This window comes from Methanomicrobium mobile BP (assembly GCF_000711215.1).
In the GTDB taxonomy this organism is placed as follows: Archaea; Halobacteriota; Methanomicrobia; order Methanomicrobiales; family Methanomicrobiaceae; genus Methanomicrobium; species Methanomicrobium mobile.
Genome location: NZ_JOMF01000004.1, coordinates 341,577 through 358,044, shown reverse-complemented (window position 1 = coordinate 358,044; position 16,468 = coordinate 341,577). Strand labels below are relative to the sequence as shown.

Below are 16,468 nucleotides of genomic sequence, written 5' to 3'. Positions count from 1 at the left end.
GGACTGATTTGAATTCAATCGGTATCCCGCCGGCTGAAGCCGTGATAGAAGTCTTTTGCCGAGTCCAGAAGGTCGGAATCGGTCTCGTACATCGTGATAAAGCGTATGGCATCCACGGCTTCCGTGTTGCCTATCATGGCGAGGCTCTTTAAGATTCTCTCGCGGACCTGATAATCCGTCTCGGACTTGTAGCGCTCAATCAGCGGTTTTACCGCGGTTTCGTCGCGTATCTTCCCGAGCGATGCCGCCGCCGCAAGTCTTACGCCGCGGGAGCAGTCGGAGAGCGCATCCGTAAGGACGCCCGTCGCGGAGGAATTTCCTATTCTGCCGAGGGATTTCGCCGCTTCCTTCCTCACGTAGTGCTTTTCGTCCGCCATCATGGGGATGATGAGGTCTATTACGTCTTTATCGCCGATGATTCTCAATGCCTCGCAGCAGCCCGCACGCACCTTATAGGACGGGTCTTTGAGCCCGAGGATGAGGGCTTCCTTTGCCGCGGGACCTATGTTGGCAAGGGCTGAGACTGCGGCGGCGTGCATCCTTTTGGAGTTCTCGTTCAGCGCCTCTATGAGATGTGGGATGCTGCTCTCGTATTTCAGCCTGCCGAGCATTCTGGCGCAGTTTTCGCGGACGGGCAGCGACTGCGATCCAAGCCCTTCTATGAGATATGGTTCCGCCTGCCTGCCCATTACCTCCGCGGCATTGAAAGCGCCTTCGAGGATGAGCGGGTCGCGGACGTCAAACGAGGATATGAGCGCTTTAATCTGTTCGGGCGCGAAAGTCTCCGTGTTTTTGCCCCTGCCGATGACGTAAGCCGTCTCAGCCACCGCAACCGATCCCGAACCTACGCCGCGGACGGGTGTCCCGCCCGCTCCCCCCGCAGTTCCCGCTCCGCCTGCCGAGTCTTCGGATTCCATCCTTGAACGGAGCTGGGCTTTAACCATGTCGAGCTCGGCACGGACGCTTTCCTCAGCCGTGTTGCGCTTGCGCATGAAGAGGATGATGGCAAAGTAAACCCAGAGGTATATCAGCGAGATGAATATCGAGAATATTACATCGGCGCCGAGATCGCCTATAAGGAACGAGAGCAGAGATACGAAGATGAAGACTATGAATATCGAGATATGGATAAACTTCTCTTTGGGATACCACAGCGCGGTCAGAACAAGCGGAATGTAGAGCAGATGCGGCGTGAGCATGGAGAGAATCGGCTTCATATCCGCGTTTGCCGAGAGATTGCCGACTACGGCAAGGAGACCCACGACTATGTAATACATCAGCAGGATGTATGCCTTAAGATAATTGGATCCATCTTCCGTGTCTGCCATGTTAACGACCGCGATTAACCGCGACAACTGTCTGATAAGCGGTTAATATGTAGTGAATATGTGGTAAAGTGTTTAATTATTGTTTAATTATTGTTTAATAAGTGTTTAATTACCGTTTAATTACTTAAGTATTGTTAATTTATCAGATTCCAACCCCGGTCATTTGCGCAATTCATGTTGCGCAATTCATATATTTTATCAAAGCTATCTTATATTAGAAATCGGGTATTTCTTACTCCTATAGTGTAGCGGTCAATCATCCCGGATTTTGGTTCCGGGGACGACGGTTCGAGTCCGTCTAGGAGTATAAAATATTAAAATGTTTTGACTGTTTTTGCCGTTGCTTTTTCATCGGGTTTTTCAGTGTCTGTTTTTCGTGATTTTTAAAAACGGCTTTACGCCTGAATGACGTGAAATAAATCCTTATACTGCCGTTATACACTTTCGCACCACGCACGGCTAACCTGCTTATATCTGCGGGTATAACATTGTTGTGTCAAGCGGCGGGAAGTGCGGCTGAAGGGGGAATGCGCATCCAAATTCACCTTTGACGCCTTCTCCGTCCGTTCTGCGGAGATTATCCGATTGGGGGGCAGTCATTTATCCGTGAATGGGGCTTAGGCATGCTGCATAACTGCGGCATGCGGGGCGGCATTTCACGGGAATCTCCGAAACCGCCGTGTGCGTAATCGCCGTTTCCCTCGGACAACGGGAGATGCGGTTATGCCTGCGGTCGGTTTTGGGATAATGGCGGGCGCTTTTACAAACTCTGCGGGGGAGAGTTTTTCCCTGACGGGTTGCGGTCGCGGCAATCGGATGCGGCGGCACGGATGAAGACGATACAGTCGGGAAGTGAAGAAAATGACAGATTTTATCGAAACAGGCAACTCTAAGAGCGCGGTAAGAATTTTGACCAACCCTATTGCGGATATTGCCGCATTTGACGCGATTGTAAACGCGGTGCTCACCGAAAATCCGTTCGGGTGCACGGATTACACATCGCAGGGCGTTGCGACGGCGGGCGTCGTCAGGAACAAAGAGTATTACACCTCGAAATTTCTCTATGAGGACGACAATGCAAAGACCGTCGGCAACATTACGCTTAAATCGCCGAACGTAGAGGCGTTTACTCAGTCGGCATCGAGAATTGCGGCTGACGAAACACTTGCGGAGAACATCGGCGGCGACGCGGTAAGAGACAGCGACAACGACGCCTTCTACTGTCAGCTGAAATGCCATGACGCAAACGGCGAGATATACTATGTTACCTTCTCACGCACAAAGGTCAGAATCTCCTCGTTCGAGAGCGACGCCATCCTTGAAAAGGTCGAGAACTGGGCTGATACCGTCCCCGCTCTCGCCTGAGTGCGGGCTGATGCGTATACTTATGCGTATACTTATGCGGAAATGATTTTCCGCATTTTTGCGGTCATTATCACCTTAATTTAAGTATGGGCATTTCGTATGCGGAGAATGAATCGGCATGTATAGGCATGAATGACGGATAATGCCGGTGAGATTTTGTCGGTCGGCGATGATTGAGTAGGAATGAGTGGAAACAGGCATTATCGACGTTATTTGTATCATTCGTGAATTTTCTCTTTGCGTGCGGATGCCTGAAAGCGGACTGCGGATAGCAGGTTCTTCTGCGGCATGATGACGGGGGTTTTCGGGGTTATGCACGGAATTTCGACACGGGAGATGCTGATTGAGACAAACCGCGACGTAAAGTGGATACGGGCGGCGCTTTCGGAGATAAAAGAGCGTGAGAATGAACTGGACAGGCGGCTTCGGGCTCTGGAGAAATCCCGAAAGAGTACCCTGTTCTCGCTTTTCAGCGTGGAAAACAGTCTCAGTCTCGGTATCGGCGCGGGTGCGGGGGGAGTCACGGCAATCCTCATACGATTGTTCGGCGGCTGACCCCCGCTGTTTTTTATCGATTCAATCTTTTTTCGCTTTGTATTCCCTCAGTAAAGCCGCGGCATAATCCTCGCGTTTCTTTGTCGGGATGTAATTCTTCTTCGAGACTGCGGCAAGCAGTTCCTCTTTTATTTTTGCCTCGGAATCGTGATTTTGGGATTTTACCCGGGCAATTATCTCGTCAAGACAGTAAATGCCTATCATCTTGCCGTCTATCTCAATCTGCTTGACGTCCGAGCCGGAGGGCACCATGCCGCCGCATACTATGCAGTATTTCCCTTCGTCCGCGTTCATTGCTCTCCCCTTATCATGATAAGCATCATCTTGAACGGCGTTATCGCCGAGAGTGCATGCGGGGCATTCGCCGGAAAGATAATCGTATCGCCCTCTTTCATGACATGGGTCTCGCCCGAAAGCCAGACCTCGCATTCGCCGTCGAGAATAGTCACGACGGCGTCATACGGCGCCGTATGCTCGCTGAGTCCCTCGTCCGCGTCGAAGGAGAAGAGCGTGATGCTCCCCGCACTCCGGTTTACAATCATTCTGCTCGATACGGTGCCGTCCTGATAATTAACAAGCTCTTTAAGGGAGATTACCCTCCCTTTCAATTCGTCACGACTGACATCGGTCATAATCTCAAATGGGAAAGCATTCTATAAGGCTTTTCCCCCGCATCTGGTGACCCGCTCTCCGACTGCCCGCTGCCACGCTGACCTGCTGTCCTGCCGCAACCGCACCTTCGGTCGCGACATATAAGAAACATTAAAACCGATGATAGCTTTCTATTCTGTAAAGCAGTAGATGGATGAATGCCGTGACAAAACAGAACAAGTCCGGGAAAATACCCGATACGGAAAAAGATAGAAAAACCGAGACACAAAGCGATACCGGCGGCAAAAACCCGCTTATGAAATTTCTTAAGACAACCGACCCGACAATGAGTTTTATACGCGATATCCTCTGCGTTGTCTGCATAGTCGGTCTCATCGTGCTCGGACTGTACGGCGTATGCGGCACGTGGCCCGCGGTGGTCGCCGTCGAATCCGAGAGCATGGTGCCGAACATGAACGTCGGCGACCTCGTAATCGTGGTGGCGCCGGACAGGTTCGGCAATATCGTGACAAGCGAAGAGGGAGCGGTCATAGGATACGGCAAATACAACGAAAATCCTGACAGACAGGGAAATAAGGTCTACGGCGACGTCATCGTCTACAAACCCAACGGACGCGGCAACCTGCACCCGATAATTCACAGGGCAATCTCGTGGCACGAAGCCGACGCATCCAAGCCGTCCGACATCAGCGGTTACATCACCAAGGGCGACAACAACAATGTATACGACCAGATGGCGGGTCTGACGAATGTCGGCATGATTCAGCCAGTAAAGAAGGAATGGGTCGTGGGAAAAGCCTTCTTCTCGATACCGTATGTCGGTTATGCGCCGCTGCATATCGTGGAATTCGCGATAATACTGATTGTAATCATGGTCATCCATGAGTTGTATATCCGCAACCGCGACGAAAACCGCAGGAAAAATTTAAGTAATGATACGAAAAATAATCAAAAAAGTAACAAAGGCAAAAAAGGCTCAAAGAAAGACTGATCCGGATTTACGTGCCTGATTTACGTATGACCTGAAGCCGAATGTATCGGGGGATACGGAATTTACTGCAAAACGGTGATTGGGGGAAAAATGAACGGGGTACCTGATAAAACTCAACTGAAAAAACTGCTGAGCGACACTCTCGAAGGTCACAGGATGACGGTCGACGAGGCAACATCGCTTCTCAAGCTGACCGACCGCAGAATCTTCGACGTATGCGATGCGGCGGACGAACTCCGCGAACGAAAAGCGGGCGATACCGTAACCTATGTCAGAAACCAGAACGTCCACGTGACGAATATCTGCAAAAACCTCTGCGGATTCTGTGCGTTCGGAAAACCGAAGTCAAGCCCCGACGCATATCTCAGGAGCGAGGCGCAGATCCGCGAGGGGATTCGGCTGGCAAAAGAGCGCAACGTCACCGAAATCTGCCTTCTCTCCGGTGTCAACCCCGATTTTGACGCGGAGCGCTATGCGCATATCATAGGTCTCGTGCACGAAGAGTTCCCGGGCGTCGACATACACACCATGAGCCCCGACGAGATATCGCATTCCGCGACAAAAAGCGGAATCTCGACAAAAGAGGTCATTGAGATGATGATCGACGCCGGTCTGGGAACACTTCAGGGAACCGGCGCCGAGATCCTCGTCGACAGTGTCAGGGACGTGATGTGCCCGACCAAGGTGAAAACCGCGGAATGGTCGCGGATTATCCGCGAAGCCCACTCTCTCGGGCTGAAATCGACCTCGACGATAATGTACGGTTCAATCGAATCCGAGCGCGATCGCGCCGAACACCTCAATGTGCTCCGCGGCATTCAGGACGAGACGCACGGATTTACCGAACTTGTCCCCCTGCCCTATCTCCACGTAAATACAAAGCTCTACGAAAGAGGGCTTGCACCCGCGGGTGCTACGGGACGCGCCGATCTCCTCTTCTGCGCGGTATCAAGGCTTTTCCTCGATAATTTCGACAATATACAGGTCTCATGGGGCAAACTCGGCAAGAAATTCACCCAGATGATGCTGCTTTCGGGCGCAAACGACCTCGGCGGCACCATTTTTACCGACGAAGTCTCGCAGGATGCGGGAGGAAACGAGGCGGATTATCTCAGCCCCGCCGAGATGGAACGCCTCTCCGTCGATATCGGGCGCGAATTCAGGCAGAGAACGACGGACTATCGGATACTGAAGTAAACCGCACGACCTTCAATCTGCCATCAATCTATCTTCAATATTTTTGCTTTTTTGCGGCTTTGTGGGCGACAACAAACCGAATCTCGTCATAGGGAATCTTGCTGTCCGTGAGAATCCGAATGTCCTTAATCGATATCGAATCGCCGTAGCTCTCAAGGACGGCGAGAACGGCGTCGCGGTTTTCGGCACTCACGAGATCGTCGATGTTGATATCGGCACCTTCGCGAATCTTCTCCTCGATATGCACGGCAACCGTCCCCGCGGCGAGATCCCTCTCCTTCGCAATCTGACCGAGGGTCATGCCGCGGCAGTACATCTCGTATGTGATGTCGCTGCTCTTCTTCGGCGGCGGAATCATGGCGGGGACCGGGGAAGCGGTCGGGGCGGCAGATGCGGCATCGTTATCCGCGTCCGCGCCGCCGCTCAAATAAGCGTAAATCTCGTCCGTGAAGAGTTTTCCGAACTCGTCCGCCTTGTGCTCGCCGATACCCTTGATCTCCAAGAGTTCCTCCCTGCTCAGCGGGCATTTTGAGGACAACTCCGCAAGGGTTGCGATTGAAAATATCATGTAAGGCGGCAGCTTCTTGCGGTCCGCAATCTCCTTGCGAAGTCTCTTAAGCCTGTCAAAGAGCGCGGTGTCGGGAATGCCGCCGTTATCCGCCTTCGCAATGCCCGCGCCGTGCACAGGCAGTCTGTCTTTGATCGATCCGCGGCGGCTGCGGCTGCTGCCGGACGCTTTGACCGCATCGCGGTAGAGGCTTACCCTGACCTTTCCCGAAAGCACGTCGTCGCTCCGGCTGTTAAGCTCGATAACGGGATACTTTGTGCCCTTCCGCGAGAGATAGCCCGCATTGATGATCTCCTTCAGGTAATTCTCCCAGTTCTCCTTCGGTATGTGTGCGCCCGCGGCAAAATACGGGGATTTGTCATGCCCCTTCTCCTTAATCTTACGGCTCTTTGAGCCCCGCAGGATATCTACGATATATCCCGCTCCGAAAGGAATCTCCAGCGATTCCACGCAGCGTATTGCGAGAACGGCGATATCGGTGCCGTCGAACTCCTCGGACGGATGCAGGCAGTTGTCGCAGGTTCCGCAGGCGAACCCGTCGGTCTTCTCCCCGAAATAATCGAGGAGCATCCTGACGCGGCACTCTTTGCTCTCGCAGAAATCCGTCATCGCATCGAGTTTTTTTACGGCGGTCTTCTTTTGGACGCCGCTTGATATCTCCGAGATGAAATACTCGATTTTTGCGCGGTCGCCGCGGCTGTAAAAGAGGATACAGTCCGAATCGAGACCGTCGCGACCGCCGCGTCCCGTCTCCTGATAATAGTTTTCTAGGCTGTCCGGGAGGTCGTAATGAATCACGTAGCGCACGTCGGGCTTATTGATTCCCATGCCGAAAGCCACGGTTGCGACGATAACGTGGACATTGTCGCGGATGAACCTGTCCTGCGTCTTCTCGCGTGCCTGTTTCGACAGCCCCGCATGATAGGGAAGTGCGTATATGCCTGCCTTAGCGAGTTTTCCCGCAATCTCTTCGGCATTTTTGCGGCTGTGACAGTAGATTATCCCCGAGTCGTCGGCATCTCTCTTTTTGATATACGCAATTATCTGCCCGAGTGCGTCCTTCTTCGGAATTACGGAATAGTGCAGGTTTTTCCTGTAAAAACTGCCGACATACACCATCGGATTCTTAAGCCCGAGCTGTTTTATGATATCGTCGCGGACAATCGGGGTGGCGGTCGCGGTCAGGGCTATGACGGGAACGTCGGGAAACTCCTTCTTGAGAAGGCTTAAGCGGCGGTATTCGGGTCTGAACTCGTGACCCCACTGGGATATGCAGTGCGCCTCGTCGACCGCGAAAAGAGAGATCTTCGTCCGCTTCAGCGTCGATATGAAAGCCGCGGTCACGGCACGCTCGGGCGAGACATAGACAATCGGGATTGTCGAGTCCTGCATTTGGCGGGTAACCGCGGTATGCGAGGTATAGTCCTGCGTCGAGTTTAGAAGCCCCGCATTGACCCCAGATGCCGTCAGGGAATCGACCTGATCCTTCATGAGCGATATCAGCGGCGATATGACGACGCATACGCCTTCCGACATGAGCGCGGGAAGCTGGTAGCAGATGGATTTGCCGCCGCCGGTCGCGATAACCGCGGCAACGTCCCGACCCTGAAGCACGGATGAGATAATCTCGCGCTGATAGGGATATAGTCCGGAGTATCCGAAGTATTTCCGCAGAATCTCTTCCGCCCTGCCGATATCCGGACCGCCCCCATTCTCAGCAAAATCATCGTTCATGCCGCTTTATCCCGTCTTACCGTATCGTATTTACCTTATATTTTTACCTTATATTTTGCCGTATATTTATACCGTATATTTTTACCCTGTCTTTTCGGATCGGCTTTAGAAAGTTCTCTCCGATATTGTCTAATATTATGCCCATCTCGATTCTAATCAATCTGCCGATATGCGGGATTGAAGGGTTACGGGTGGCAGATGGCGGGTGAGCGGTTTATCGGGACGAAAAAGTTTCAAAAAAAATGTAAACGGGTGATTGTCTGGAATTACACCCTATGCCTTAATCATATGAAATATCAGATCTTGAAATTGTTCATGTTCTCGGTAAGCGAGTTCACCATCGAATTTACCTCGTGGATGGCGCTGCCTATCTCCTCGACCGAAGCGCTCGTCTCCTCCGCAAGAGCCGCAAGCTCCTCGACCTCCTTTAAGCTCTCGCCAGTCTGTTTTGCGCCGTCATCGGTGGCGCCGACGACGATATTGGCGATATTCGCCTGGTTTTCAATCGCACGCGCAATCTCGCCCATATCCGTCGTCACCTGCTGCGACTCGCCGACTATCTCGTAGAGCGCCTTTATCGTCGCATTTACGCTCACGACCGCGCTCTGAACACTGTTGTTCGCTTCCTGGATGGCAGAGGCGGTCTCGCGGCTGTTCTTCTGAATCGAGGTAATCACCTTCTCGATATGGTCGGTCGCCTTTCTCGCATCGGCGGCAAGGTTCTTGACCTCGCCCGCGACGACTGCGAAACCGCGGCCGTGCTCACCCGCACGTGCGGCTTCAATCGCGGCATTGAGCGAAAGAAGGTTGATCTGACCTGTAATCTCATTGATCATCTTGACGATGTTGTTGATCTCCTTTATCTGCTCGTTGAGATCCTTAATCTCCTGAACGCTCTTGGACGTAATGTCCTGAACGGACTCCATCTTCTGATTTGCGTCGTTTCCGAGGACCTGAGCCTCACTGCCCATTGTCGCCATGTTCTCGGCATTCTTGAGAACGTCCTGCGAAGTCGCGGCAATCTCCTCGTTGGAGGCGGAAAGTTCCGCAATCTGCCTCTGGATATTCTCCATCTTCTTGAGGACGTCGCGGTTGATATCGGCGCACTTCTGACTGGTCATCGCGACCTGCTCGGTTGCCTTCGCCACCTCGTCCGAGCCGCGTGTAATCTCCACGGTTCCGTGGTTCACGTTGTCGACCGCGTTTCTGACCTCGGAGATGACGGCCGCAAACTTGTCGCCGAGCTCGTTGATGGAGTTCTTGAACTCGTCAAAGTCACCCGCGACGGGGACATCGTCGGAGAAACGCACCCTGTAGTCGTTATCCGCATAGAACTTGACGACCTTCATCGACTCTCTGAGCGGACCCTCAATCATGTCGAGGGTCTGGTTGAAACCGTCGATAACACCCTTGAAATGTCCCTCATAGTTCGAGGAATCGGCACGCTTTGAGAGATCTCCCGTAATTGCCGAGTCCGAAAGGAATTCTACATCCGTAATGAGATTCTCTATTGCCGTCTTTGCGTCGCCGATGCTGTTGGCGATCTTGTGTATCATCTCCGCGGCATTGTGCGTGTATTCGTCGCTTTCGCCGACCGAGAGGTCGATATCCAGATTGCCCTTCGAGATCTTCTCGATATTTTCCGAGATCTTGTCGATCTCGGTGCTCAGGTATTTGTTGAGCGCGACCTCGGCTGTCAGGTCCTGATAGATATAATAATTGACATCTATCTCGCCGTTCTCGTCAAGAATCGGCGTCTGGAAAAGCCTCAGATTCCTCTTTACGCCGTCCGCCCACGAGACCTCCATCTCGGTGCAGGCATTCCTCTTCGTCTCGAATGACGCATAGAAGTCGTCGCCGCCGGTAATCGTCACGTCGAAGTCGTAGAGCTTCTTTGCCATCAGTTCGTCGTAACTGCCGCGCCATACACGCTCGTATTCTTTGTTTAAGTCGATTCTGCTCTTGTCTTTTACAAGAACGGCGATTGCCTGCGGATTCTGAGTTATGAACGCAATCAGCCTTTTCTTGTAAATCTCAGCCTCTTTGGCTTTCTCGAGCATCTTAACGGCGGCATTGACCGTGCGTGCCAGCTCGCGATATTCGTCTTCCATTGAGTCCGCATCCAGACTTGCGGAGGTATCGCCTTCCAATGCCCTGATAAGAACCCGATTTATCTCATCAACACCCATATTATTCTCCGTTATATTACATGCACAGCAGGCACGGCACCTTGTCTGCAAATTCCGTATTACAAAAATCCGTATTTGCAAATAATGTAACAATCTGACCTGCAGATGCCCTTACCGGATTGGCAGTTTACGTATGGCGCAATCTGCCGATCCCGTAGTTTACCGATGATATAATTACAAATACTTTATAATGATGATATATAAGACCTCTTTTCGAAACAGTTCATACGGTTCATGACGGTTAATACCGTTCACAAACGTTCGCGACAGGTCTTCACATGTATTCACATGTATTCACGGTCTTCGCAAGTCATCTCAGGTCTTCGCAGTTTATTGCAGGTTTTCACGAGTCTTCTCAGTTCATTGCAGGTCTTAGTGAGTCTTCGCGGGTCTTCGCGACATAAACGCAAATGTCGCGTAAAATGTCGGAATCATTGATTATTGACAGAAATTCTTTGATATTCCCTGATAAATGCGGCGCGGGATAACAAATACATTTATCATATGAAGTCGATATTATATATTAATCAGTCAGATTTCCGCCGTGAACGTTTTAAGCAGGATTCGGGTGTGATTCCGGTTACCGGCGACGATTTGCGGCGGCAACATGGTGGCATCTTTTTGGTGATACACAGGATGAAAGTAAGTGTCGGCTATTGGTACAACAAAGGAGTCAGTCTGGCGGATGCGGCGCTTCACGAGAAAGCGCTCTACTGCTTTGACAAAGCTATCGCTCTTGACGAAAATGACGCACGGGTCTGGTTCAAACGCGGCATTTCTCAGTTTCATATCAAACTTTTAAGCGCGGCGGCAATCAGTTTCGGCAAAGTTCTTTCATTTGAGCCGAACAATGCCGCAGCCCTCAACAATCTCGGGGTTACATATACGCAGATGCAGGAATTCGAAAAAGCGGACGCATGTTTCAGAAGAGCCGCCGAACTTGCAAAAGGAAACCCGAAGATTGCCGTGAATCAGAAGATAAGTACGAATATGAAGACAGCTACCAGCAATGAGCAATGAATGGTGATAAAATGAGAATTATCTTTACAGTAGAAGACAGTTTGGGACAGAAAATCGATGAAGCCGCGGAGAAAGTAAATGCAAAAAAATCCGACTGGATTCGCGACGCATGTATCAGATACCTTGAGACCTGCGGGTCGGAAGCTGCGGGCTGCACCGGGGACGGTAACCTTTCCACGGTAGAGTCGTTAAAGAAAGAGATTACCGCACTTAAGGATAATATCAATGTTCAGATCGAGCTCCGCGAGACCTTCACGAAGCTTATCGCCGAAAAAGATCAGCGTATCGAGGACTTAAAGGAGAGCATCTCGAGGATCGAGGCAATGAGCGTCACGACAGCCGATCAGATTGCGGCTTCGAAGGACGAGAGAATCACCGATCTCACCCAGATGATAGACCACCTTGAGGCGCAGGCGGCAGCCCACAGTGCCGCAATTCAGGAGGCGGTCAAGCAGTCCGTGCCCTCAATCGAGAGCAAGACCTCGGCACCCGAGATTAAGCGCGACGAGAACGGAAAAGAGTATATCCCCAAGCCCTCGTGGATGTTCTGGGTAAAATAAAAAATAAACAGAACTGCTAAAAAAAAAGAATTTATTTTTTAATATTTTCAATATTTTTCGACGTTTTCCGTCTATTGGGCATTTTTAAATTGTTTTCGATTTATTTCTCGATTTATTTTCTCTTAAGCGCCATAAGTCTGCCCTTTATCGCGCCTTCGTGACCCGGCGAGAGATAAAGGACGGTATCAAAGCATTCCAGCGCCCTCTTGTAGTCCTGAAGTTTGCCGCAGACGACGCCGAGCGAGAAATGATACGACGGATTCTCGCTGTCAAGCTCAATCGCCCTCTCGAAGCACTTGAGTGCCGCGGGGTAATAGCCCGCCTTCGTGAGTGCCACGCCCTTCTCGTAGAGGTATGCGGGATTCTTCAGATCCTCCGCCGTCGGCTTCTTTACGGGCTTGGGCTTCTCTGCAACCGGCGCGGGTGCGGGTTGAGGTGCGGGTTCGTGTTTAGGTTCGGCAGTCTCGTAAGCATCGACATCCCCTGCGGCTTTCGACCCTGCTTCTGACTTAGACCTGCGGCGCGGCTCCTCGCGAACGCCGACGTCATCGGCATCATCCGCATAATCCGCATCCTCATCCTCGAAGTCTTCGGATTCGGCAGCCTTCTTTGCCTTCCTGCGTGATTTGGCGGCAGGCGCGGAACTCTCCGAGGTCTCCGATGCCGCAGGACCCTTCAGGAGATCCTGATCCATGAAGGTGGTCGCATATACGCCCGCCTTGAGCCAGTTATTGCCGTAGGACGGGTCGAGCTCGAGAGATTTGAGGTAACATCTCATCGCATCGTCCATGCGTTTGAGCCTGAGCAGAACCATGCCTTTCCTGAATACCGGCAGCGGATCCTGCGGCTTTGCGGCGATGACCTCATCGAAGGTCTCAATCGCCTGGGTGTAAAGCCCCGCATTGACCTGCGCAATTCCCTTCGAGAGAAGAAGGTCTGTCTCCTCCGGCGCAAGTCTGATGAGCATGTCGTAATAGTTGATACTCTCGGCATACCTGTTAAGGTCGGTAAGAAGGTCGATAAGGTCGAGAATCGTCACCCTGTTCGCGGAGTTAAGCGCAATCGAGTCCTCGTATGCAAGAACGGCCTCGTCGAATCTTTCGGCGGAGGCAAGGAGTGCTCCCTTCTCCGCATAGAGATCGGCACGCGGATTGAGCGCGATAAGGTCATCGTAGACCTTTACGGCGTCGGCAGTCCTGTTCAGACCCTTAAGGCACCGCATCTTTGCCAGGAGGGCTTCCTCGGACTTAGGAGATATCGCGAGTATCTTTTCGCAGACATTCAGACCTTCGTCGAATCTGCCCAGATTCTCGTAGATTGAGGCAAGACTCGAGAGAATCTCGCCGTTATCGGGATCGACATTAAGGAGATGCCTGTAGTCCGTCGCCGCCTGACTGAACATCTCGAGTTTGGCATAGCAGTCGCCCCTGCCGCGGAGACCTTCGGGGTCATTGGGGGCAACCTTGAGATAATGCGAGTAGCTCTTTATTGCCTCGTCGTATAAGCCCATATTCTTCTGAACGCCGGCAATCTCCAGATAGACTCCGTCCGTGACGTTTCCGTCGCGGATGAGTTTCTCGTAAAGTTCGAGAGCGCCGTCATTGTTGTGAAGTTCGGTCATCACGCGTGCCTTTGCGTGTATCGCATCGGCATCGGAGGGCGAGAGCGCCAGCGCGACATCGAGCGAGTGGTAAGCGCCCTCGTAATCCTTGACGGACATCTGGACAAGTCCTTTGGAATACCAGAGTCCCGCATTATCGGGCTTACAGCTGACGAGATGGTCGTAGCAGGCAAGCGCCTCGTCAAGGCGCTCGAGTTTCACTAGAAGGACGGCTTTCTTGACCCAGATCTCGATCTGACCCTCGTCAATCGCGAGGATGGCGTTGTAGTCCTCGAGAATGCCTTCGTTATCGCCGAGGATCTCGTGTATGCCCGCTGTCTCATAGATAAGGTTGGTATTGGTCGGGTCGCCCTGCCGCATCTGGGAGAGAAGGAAAACAGCCTCCTCATAGCGCTTGAATTCCTTCAGAATCAGGAATCTGTGGATTAATGTCTCCTGATTGCCGGGCATCATCGCCGAGAGTTTCTCATAGACCATGAGTGCCTTGTCGGCATCTTTGCAGCCCTTGTAGGCATCGGCGAGTCTTACGAGGTTCTTCGGGGACAGGGCGTCTATACCGCCGGCGCTCTCGAAATCGGCGACTGCCTGTGCCCATTTGCCGCTGTTGGAATAGGTGATTGCGCGGCTGATGAGCGTATCCGTGTTGTTCGGGTTGAGTTCGAGAGCCTGAGTGTATTTGACCGCCGCACGTGTGAATTCTCCGTTTGCGCAGAGCTGAGCCGCGGCGGCAAGCAGACCTTCCTCGGATTCGGGATCAGGCTGCGGCACTTCCGGCTCGGGCGGAGCGGGCGGTGCGGCGGGGGTCTCGAGGACAGTGTCCGGCACACTCTCCGTGACGCTCTCACTTGCGGCTTTCGGAGCGGCAGCCGCCGGTGCGCCCGCACCCGCGACCGAGGGATCCGTGTCGCCGGCGAGGATGCTTGCTATGAGGGCATTGTCCTCGCTGCTGAATTCGTCGCCGAAGTCGGGAACGTCGTCGGATTCGGGCGCCGCCGCAGTCTCGGGTTCGGGCTCGGGGATCAGATCCGGCATATCCGTGCCGTCACCGACCGCTTCACCGCTGCCTGCGCCATCCAAATCCAATCCGTCCGGTGAGAGTTCGTCGGCGCCGCCGTCCGCGCCCGACTCCTGGATATCCTCAAAGCTTTCCGTCTCCGCTTCGAATTCCGTTGAGGTAAGCGAATCGATGTCATCCAGAGTGTCGAAGTCGATATCCGCGGAGCCGTCGTCGACGGGTCCTTCAGGTTCGAGCGGCAACTCTTCGGTGTCAAGCGGCAATACCTCCGTATCGGGAGGTAATTCCTTGTCCGCGGTAATCGCGTCTGCGCCTGCACCGGTATCCGCTTCATCCTCATCGCCCGTATCGTCGGCGGTAACTATCGACTCGGGACCCATTCCCGTGAAGTCAAAGTCAATCTCGCCTTCGGATGCGGGTATCTCGGAATCGGAGAGCGGGAGTTCTTCGGAATCGGGTGATTCAAAATCGCCGACATCCTCAATCAGACCGCCGTCGGGTAAATCGGGGAGCGAACCCGTGTTTTCGTCGGCCGCGATCTCGCCGTCGACCGTAATCTCTTCGGATTCGCCGTCAGTAAACTCCTCGTCAATAGAAAGAGACAAAGGTTCTTCGTCGGCAAAGGCTTCGTCCACGGAGAAATCCTCGGGCAGACCCGCGCTTGAAACCTCGTTGCCCGCGTCTTTTGCTTCGGCAATCGGGACTTCGGCATTCGCAATCTCCGCAGGTATCTCCGTGCCCTCTTCGTCTTCGAGTGAGAGGAAGTCGGTCTCCGCTTCAGCCTCTGCCGCAGCCGCATCTCCTTCAGTATCCGAAATCTCGGTGCTGTTAAGTTCGGCGATTATATCGTCGCCGAGATCGTCCAGGTCGCCCAGACCCGTATCGGGGAGATGACCAGTGTCAGCGTCGGAATCGGCGGTATCCGCGATATCTGCTTCTGCTTCGGCAACCGCCTCTTCTCCGCCCTCATCTGCAAGAGAGAGCAGGTCCTCATCCGCGATCTCGACAACGGGTATCTCTTCGGGAATATCTTCGCCCGCGGCGTCTGAATCGGCGGAATCGGTTTTCTCTTCCGCAACCGTATCGGTCTCGGAATCCGCGCCGGCATCGGTCGTCTCCGTCTTAGAATCCGTGATGATGACACTTTCGGTAACGTCTATGACGCCGTCTTCATCCGCGATATCCGGGATATCCGCGGCAGGAACCTTCTCCGTTCCGGCACTTTCCGATGCTCCAGACGTTGGCGTATCCGGATTTTTGGGAGTGTCCGTGACACCCGGAATCGTAATCTCCGGTACGGAATCGAAACATCCCGAATCTTTGCTCTTGCATCCCGCAAAAACCACGCTGCCGTCGATGCCGTATGCCCACTCCACCATCTCGCAGATCTCCGTATATATGGAGTGAACCAGTGCGGGATCCTCGGGAACGCGGACTTTCACCGTCTTATCTTCGGCTTCCGCATAAAGAGCGCGGTAGCTTGAAAAAACGCCGTTTAAGTCCTCATCTTTTGCCGAATCTAAAGATATTGTATATTCGGCAGGCAGTAAATATCCGCCCTCGCTCTCAAAATAACGCAAAACCGTAATCTCTGCCATATTTTATTCAGACCCCTTTCGTCAGCCTATCTGCCGCCGCAAATAGTTTGCTTGAACATAATAATTATTGTTCTTACTATTTAGATTATCTATCGTGTCCATTCGGCAAAAATCC

At 52.8% G+C, this 16,468-nt stretch carries 12 protein-coding genes and 1 tRNA gene; 7 read left to right on the top strand and 6 right to left on the bottom strand.

The annotated features are described in order from the left end of the window. Positions 1-14: 14 nt before the first annotated feature. Entirely contained in the window at positions 15-1,328 is a 1,314-nt protein-coding gene (locus T502_RS08455; protein WP_052358991.1) for a HEAT repeat domain-containing protein, read from the bottom strand. 234 nt (positions 1,329-1,562) lie between these two features. On the opposite strand from T502_RS08455, the gene T502_RS01695 reads away from it, so the two are divergent. The 3 genes from T502_RS01695 to T502_RS01685 all read left to right on the top strand — a co-directional run bounded on the left by T502_RS01695 (position 1,563) and on the right by T502_RS01685 (position 3,248). Then, positions 1,563-1,635 (top strand) — tRNA-Gln (locus tag T502_RS01695). A 554-nt stretch (positions 1,636-2,189) separates the two neighbouring features. Continuing rightward, positions 2,190-2,693 (top strand): hypothetical protein, encoded by a 504-nt coding sequence (locus tag T502_RS01690; protein WP_042705321.1) that lies wholly within the window; start codon positions 2,190-2,192, stop codon positions 2,691-2,693. 312 nt (positions 2,694-3,005) lie between these two features. Then, positions 3,006-3,248 (top strand): hypothetical protein, encoded by a 243-nt coding sequence (locus T502_RS01685; protein ID WP_042705475.1) that lies wholly within the window; start codon positions 3,006-3,008, stop codon positions 3,246-3,248. A gap of 21 nt (positions 3,249-3,269) precedes the next feature. Here T502_RS01685 and T502_RS01680 read toward each other — a convergent pair whose 3' ends face one another. Together T502_RS01680 and T502_RS01675 are read right to left on the bottom strand one after the other, a co-directional pair. Next, positions 3,270-3,542, bottom strand: a complete 273-nt coding sequence (locus tag T502_RS01680) for a hypothetical protein (protein ID WP_042705320.1) — start codon at positions 3,540-3,542, stop codon at positions 3,270-3,272. Next, on the bottom strand, positions 3,539-3,880 hold the full coding sequence (locus T502_RS01675; protein ID WP_042705319.1) for a cupin domain-containing protein: 342 nt from the start codon (positions 3,878-3,880) through the stop codon (positions 3,539-3,541). Before T502_RS01675 ends, T502_RS01680 begins: the two co-directional genes overlap by 4 nt. A 173-nt stretch (positions 3,881-4,053) precedes the next feature. On the opposite strand from T502_RS01675, the gene T502_RS01670 reads away from it, so the two are divergent. Next, entirely contained in the window at positions 4,054-4,851 is a 798-nt protein-coding gene (locus tag T502_RS01670) for a S26 family signal peptidase (RefSeq protein WP_245597734.1), read from the top strand. 90 nt (positions 4,852-4,941) lie between these two features. Next, entirely contained in the window at positions 4,942-6,048 is a 1,107-nt protein-coding gene (cofH, locus tag T502_RS01665; RefSeq protein WP_042705318.1) for a 5-amino-6-(D-ribitylamino)uracil--L-tyrosine 4-hydroxyphenyl transferase CofH, read from the top strand. Positions 6,049-6,082: 34 nt separating this feature from the next. Here cofH and recQ read toward each other — a convergent pair whose 3' ends face one another. Next, a complete protein-coding gene (recQ, locus tag T502_RS01660) occupies positions 6,083-8,350 on the bottom strand; it encodes a DNA helicase RecQ (protein ID WP_052358986.1) in 2,268 nt (755 codons plus the stop codon). Positions 8,351-8,646: 296 nt separating this feature from the next. Beyond that, positions 8,647-10,539 carry a methyl-accepting chemotaxis protein gene (locus tag T502_RS01655; RefSeq protein ID WP_052358984.1) on the bottom strand — a complete coding sequence of 631 codons (1,893 nt, stop codon included), beginning with the start codon at positions 10,537-10,539 and terminating at the stop codon, positions 8,647-8,649. 636 nt (positions 10,540-11,175) lie between these two features. On the opposite strand from T502_RS01655, the gene T502_RS01650 reads away from it, so the two are divergent. Next, on the top strand, positions 11,176-11,559 hold the full coding sequence (locus tag T502_RS01650) for a tetratricopeptide repeat protein (RefSeq protein WP_042705317.1): 384 nt from the start codon (positions 11,176-11,178) through the stop codon (positions 11,557-11,559). A gap of 41 nt (positions 11,560-11,600) precedes the next feature. Next, entirely contained in the window at positions 11,601-12,119 is a 519-nt protein-coding gene (locus tag T502_RS01645; RefSeq protein ID WP_042705316.1) for a hypothetical protein, read from the top strand. Between the two features lie 112 nt (positions 12,120-12,231). Here the strand turns inward: T502_RS01645 and T502_RS01640 are convergent, their stop codons facing one another. After that, on the bottom strand, positions 12,232-16,353 hold the full coding sequence (locus tag T502_RS01640) for a tetratricopeptide repeat protein (protein WP_042705315.1): 4,122 nt from the start codon (positions 16,351-16,353) through the stop codon (positions 12,232-12,234). Between the last annotated feature and the right edge of the window lie 115 nt (positions 16,354-16,468).

Excerpts from the sequence above, each read along its gene's own strand:
- T502_RS01685 (WP_042705475.1), top strand. The coding sequence starts at position 3,006 with ATGCACGGAATTTCGACACGGGAGATGCTGATTGAGACAAACCGCGAC.
- cofH (WP_042705318.1), top strand. The coding sequence starts at position 4,942 with ATGAACGGGGTACCTGATAAAACTCAACTGAAAAAACTGCTGAGCGAC.
- T502_RS01655 (WP_052358984.1), bottom strand. The coding sequence starts at position 10,539 with ATGGGTGTTGATGAGATAAATCGGGTTCTTATCAGGGCATTGGAAGGC.
- T502_RS01690 (WP_042705321.1), top strand. The coding sequence starts at position 2,190 with ATGACAGATTTTATCGAAACAGGCAACTCTAAGAGCGCGGTAAGAATT.
- T502_RS01680 (WP_042705320.1), bottom strand. The coding sequence starts at position 3,542 with ATGAACGCGGACGAAGGGAAATACTGCATAGTATGCGGCGGCATGGTG.
- T502_RS01650 (WP_042705317.1), top strand. The coding sequence starts at position 11,176 with ATGAAAGTAAGTGTCGGCTATTGGTACAACAAAGGAGTCAGTCTGGCG.
- T502_RS01675 (WP_042705319.1), bottom strand. The coding sequence starts at position 3,880 with ATGACCGATGTCAGTCGTGACGAATTGAAAGGGAGGGTAATCTCCCTT.
- T502_RS01670 (WP_245597734.1), top strand. The coding sequence starts at position 4,054 with ATGAATGCCGTGACAAAACAGAACAAGTCCGGGAAAATACCCGATACG.
- T502_RS08455 (WP_052358991.1), bottom strand. The coding sequence starts at position 1,328 with ATGGCAGACACGGAAGATGGATCCAATTATCTTAAGGCATACATCCTG.
- T502_RS01640 (WP_042705315.1), bottom strand. The coding sequence starts at position 16,353 with ATGGCAGAGATTACGGTTTTGCGTTATTTTGAGAGCGAGGGCGGATAT.
- recQ (WP_052358986.1), bottom strand. The coding sequence starts at position 8,350 with ATGAACGATGATTTTGCTGAGAATGGGGGCGGTCCGGATATCGGCAGG.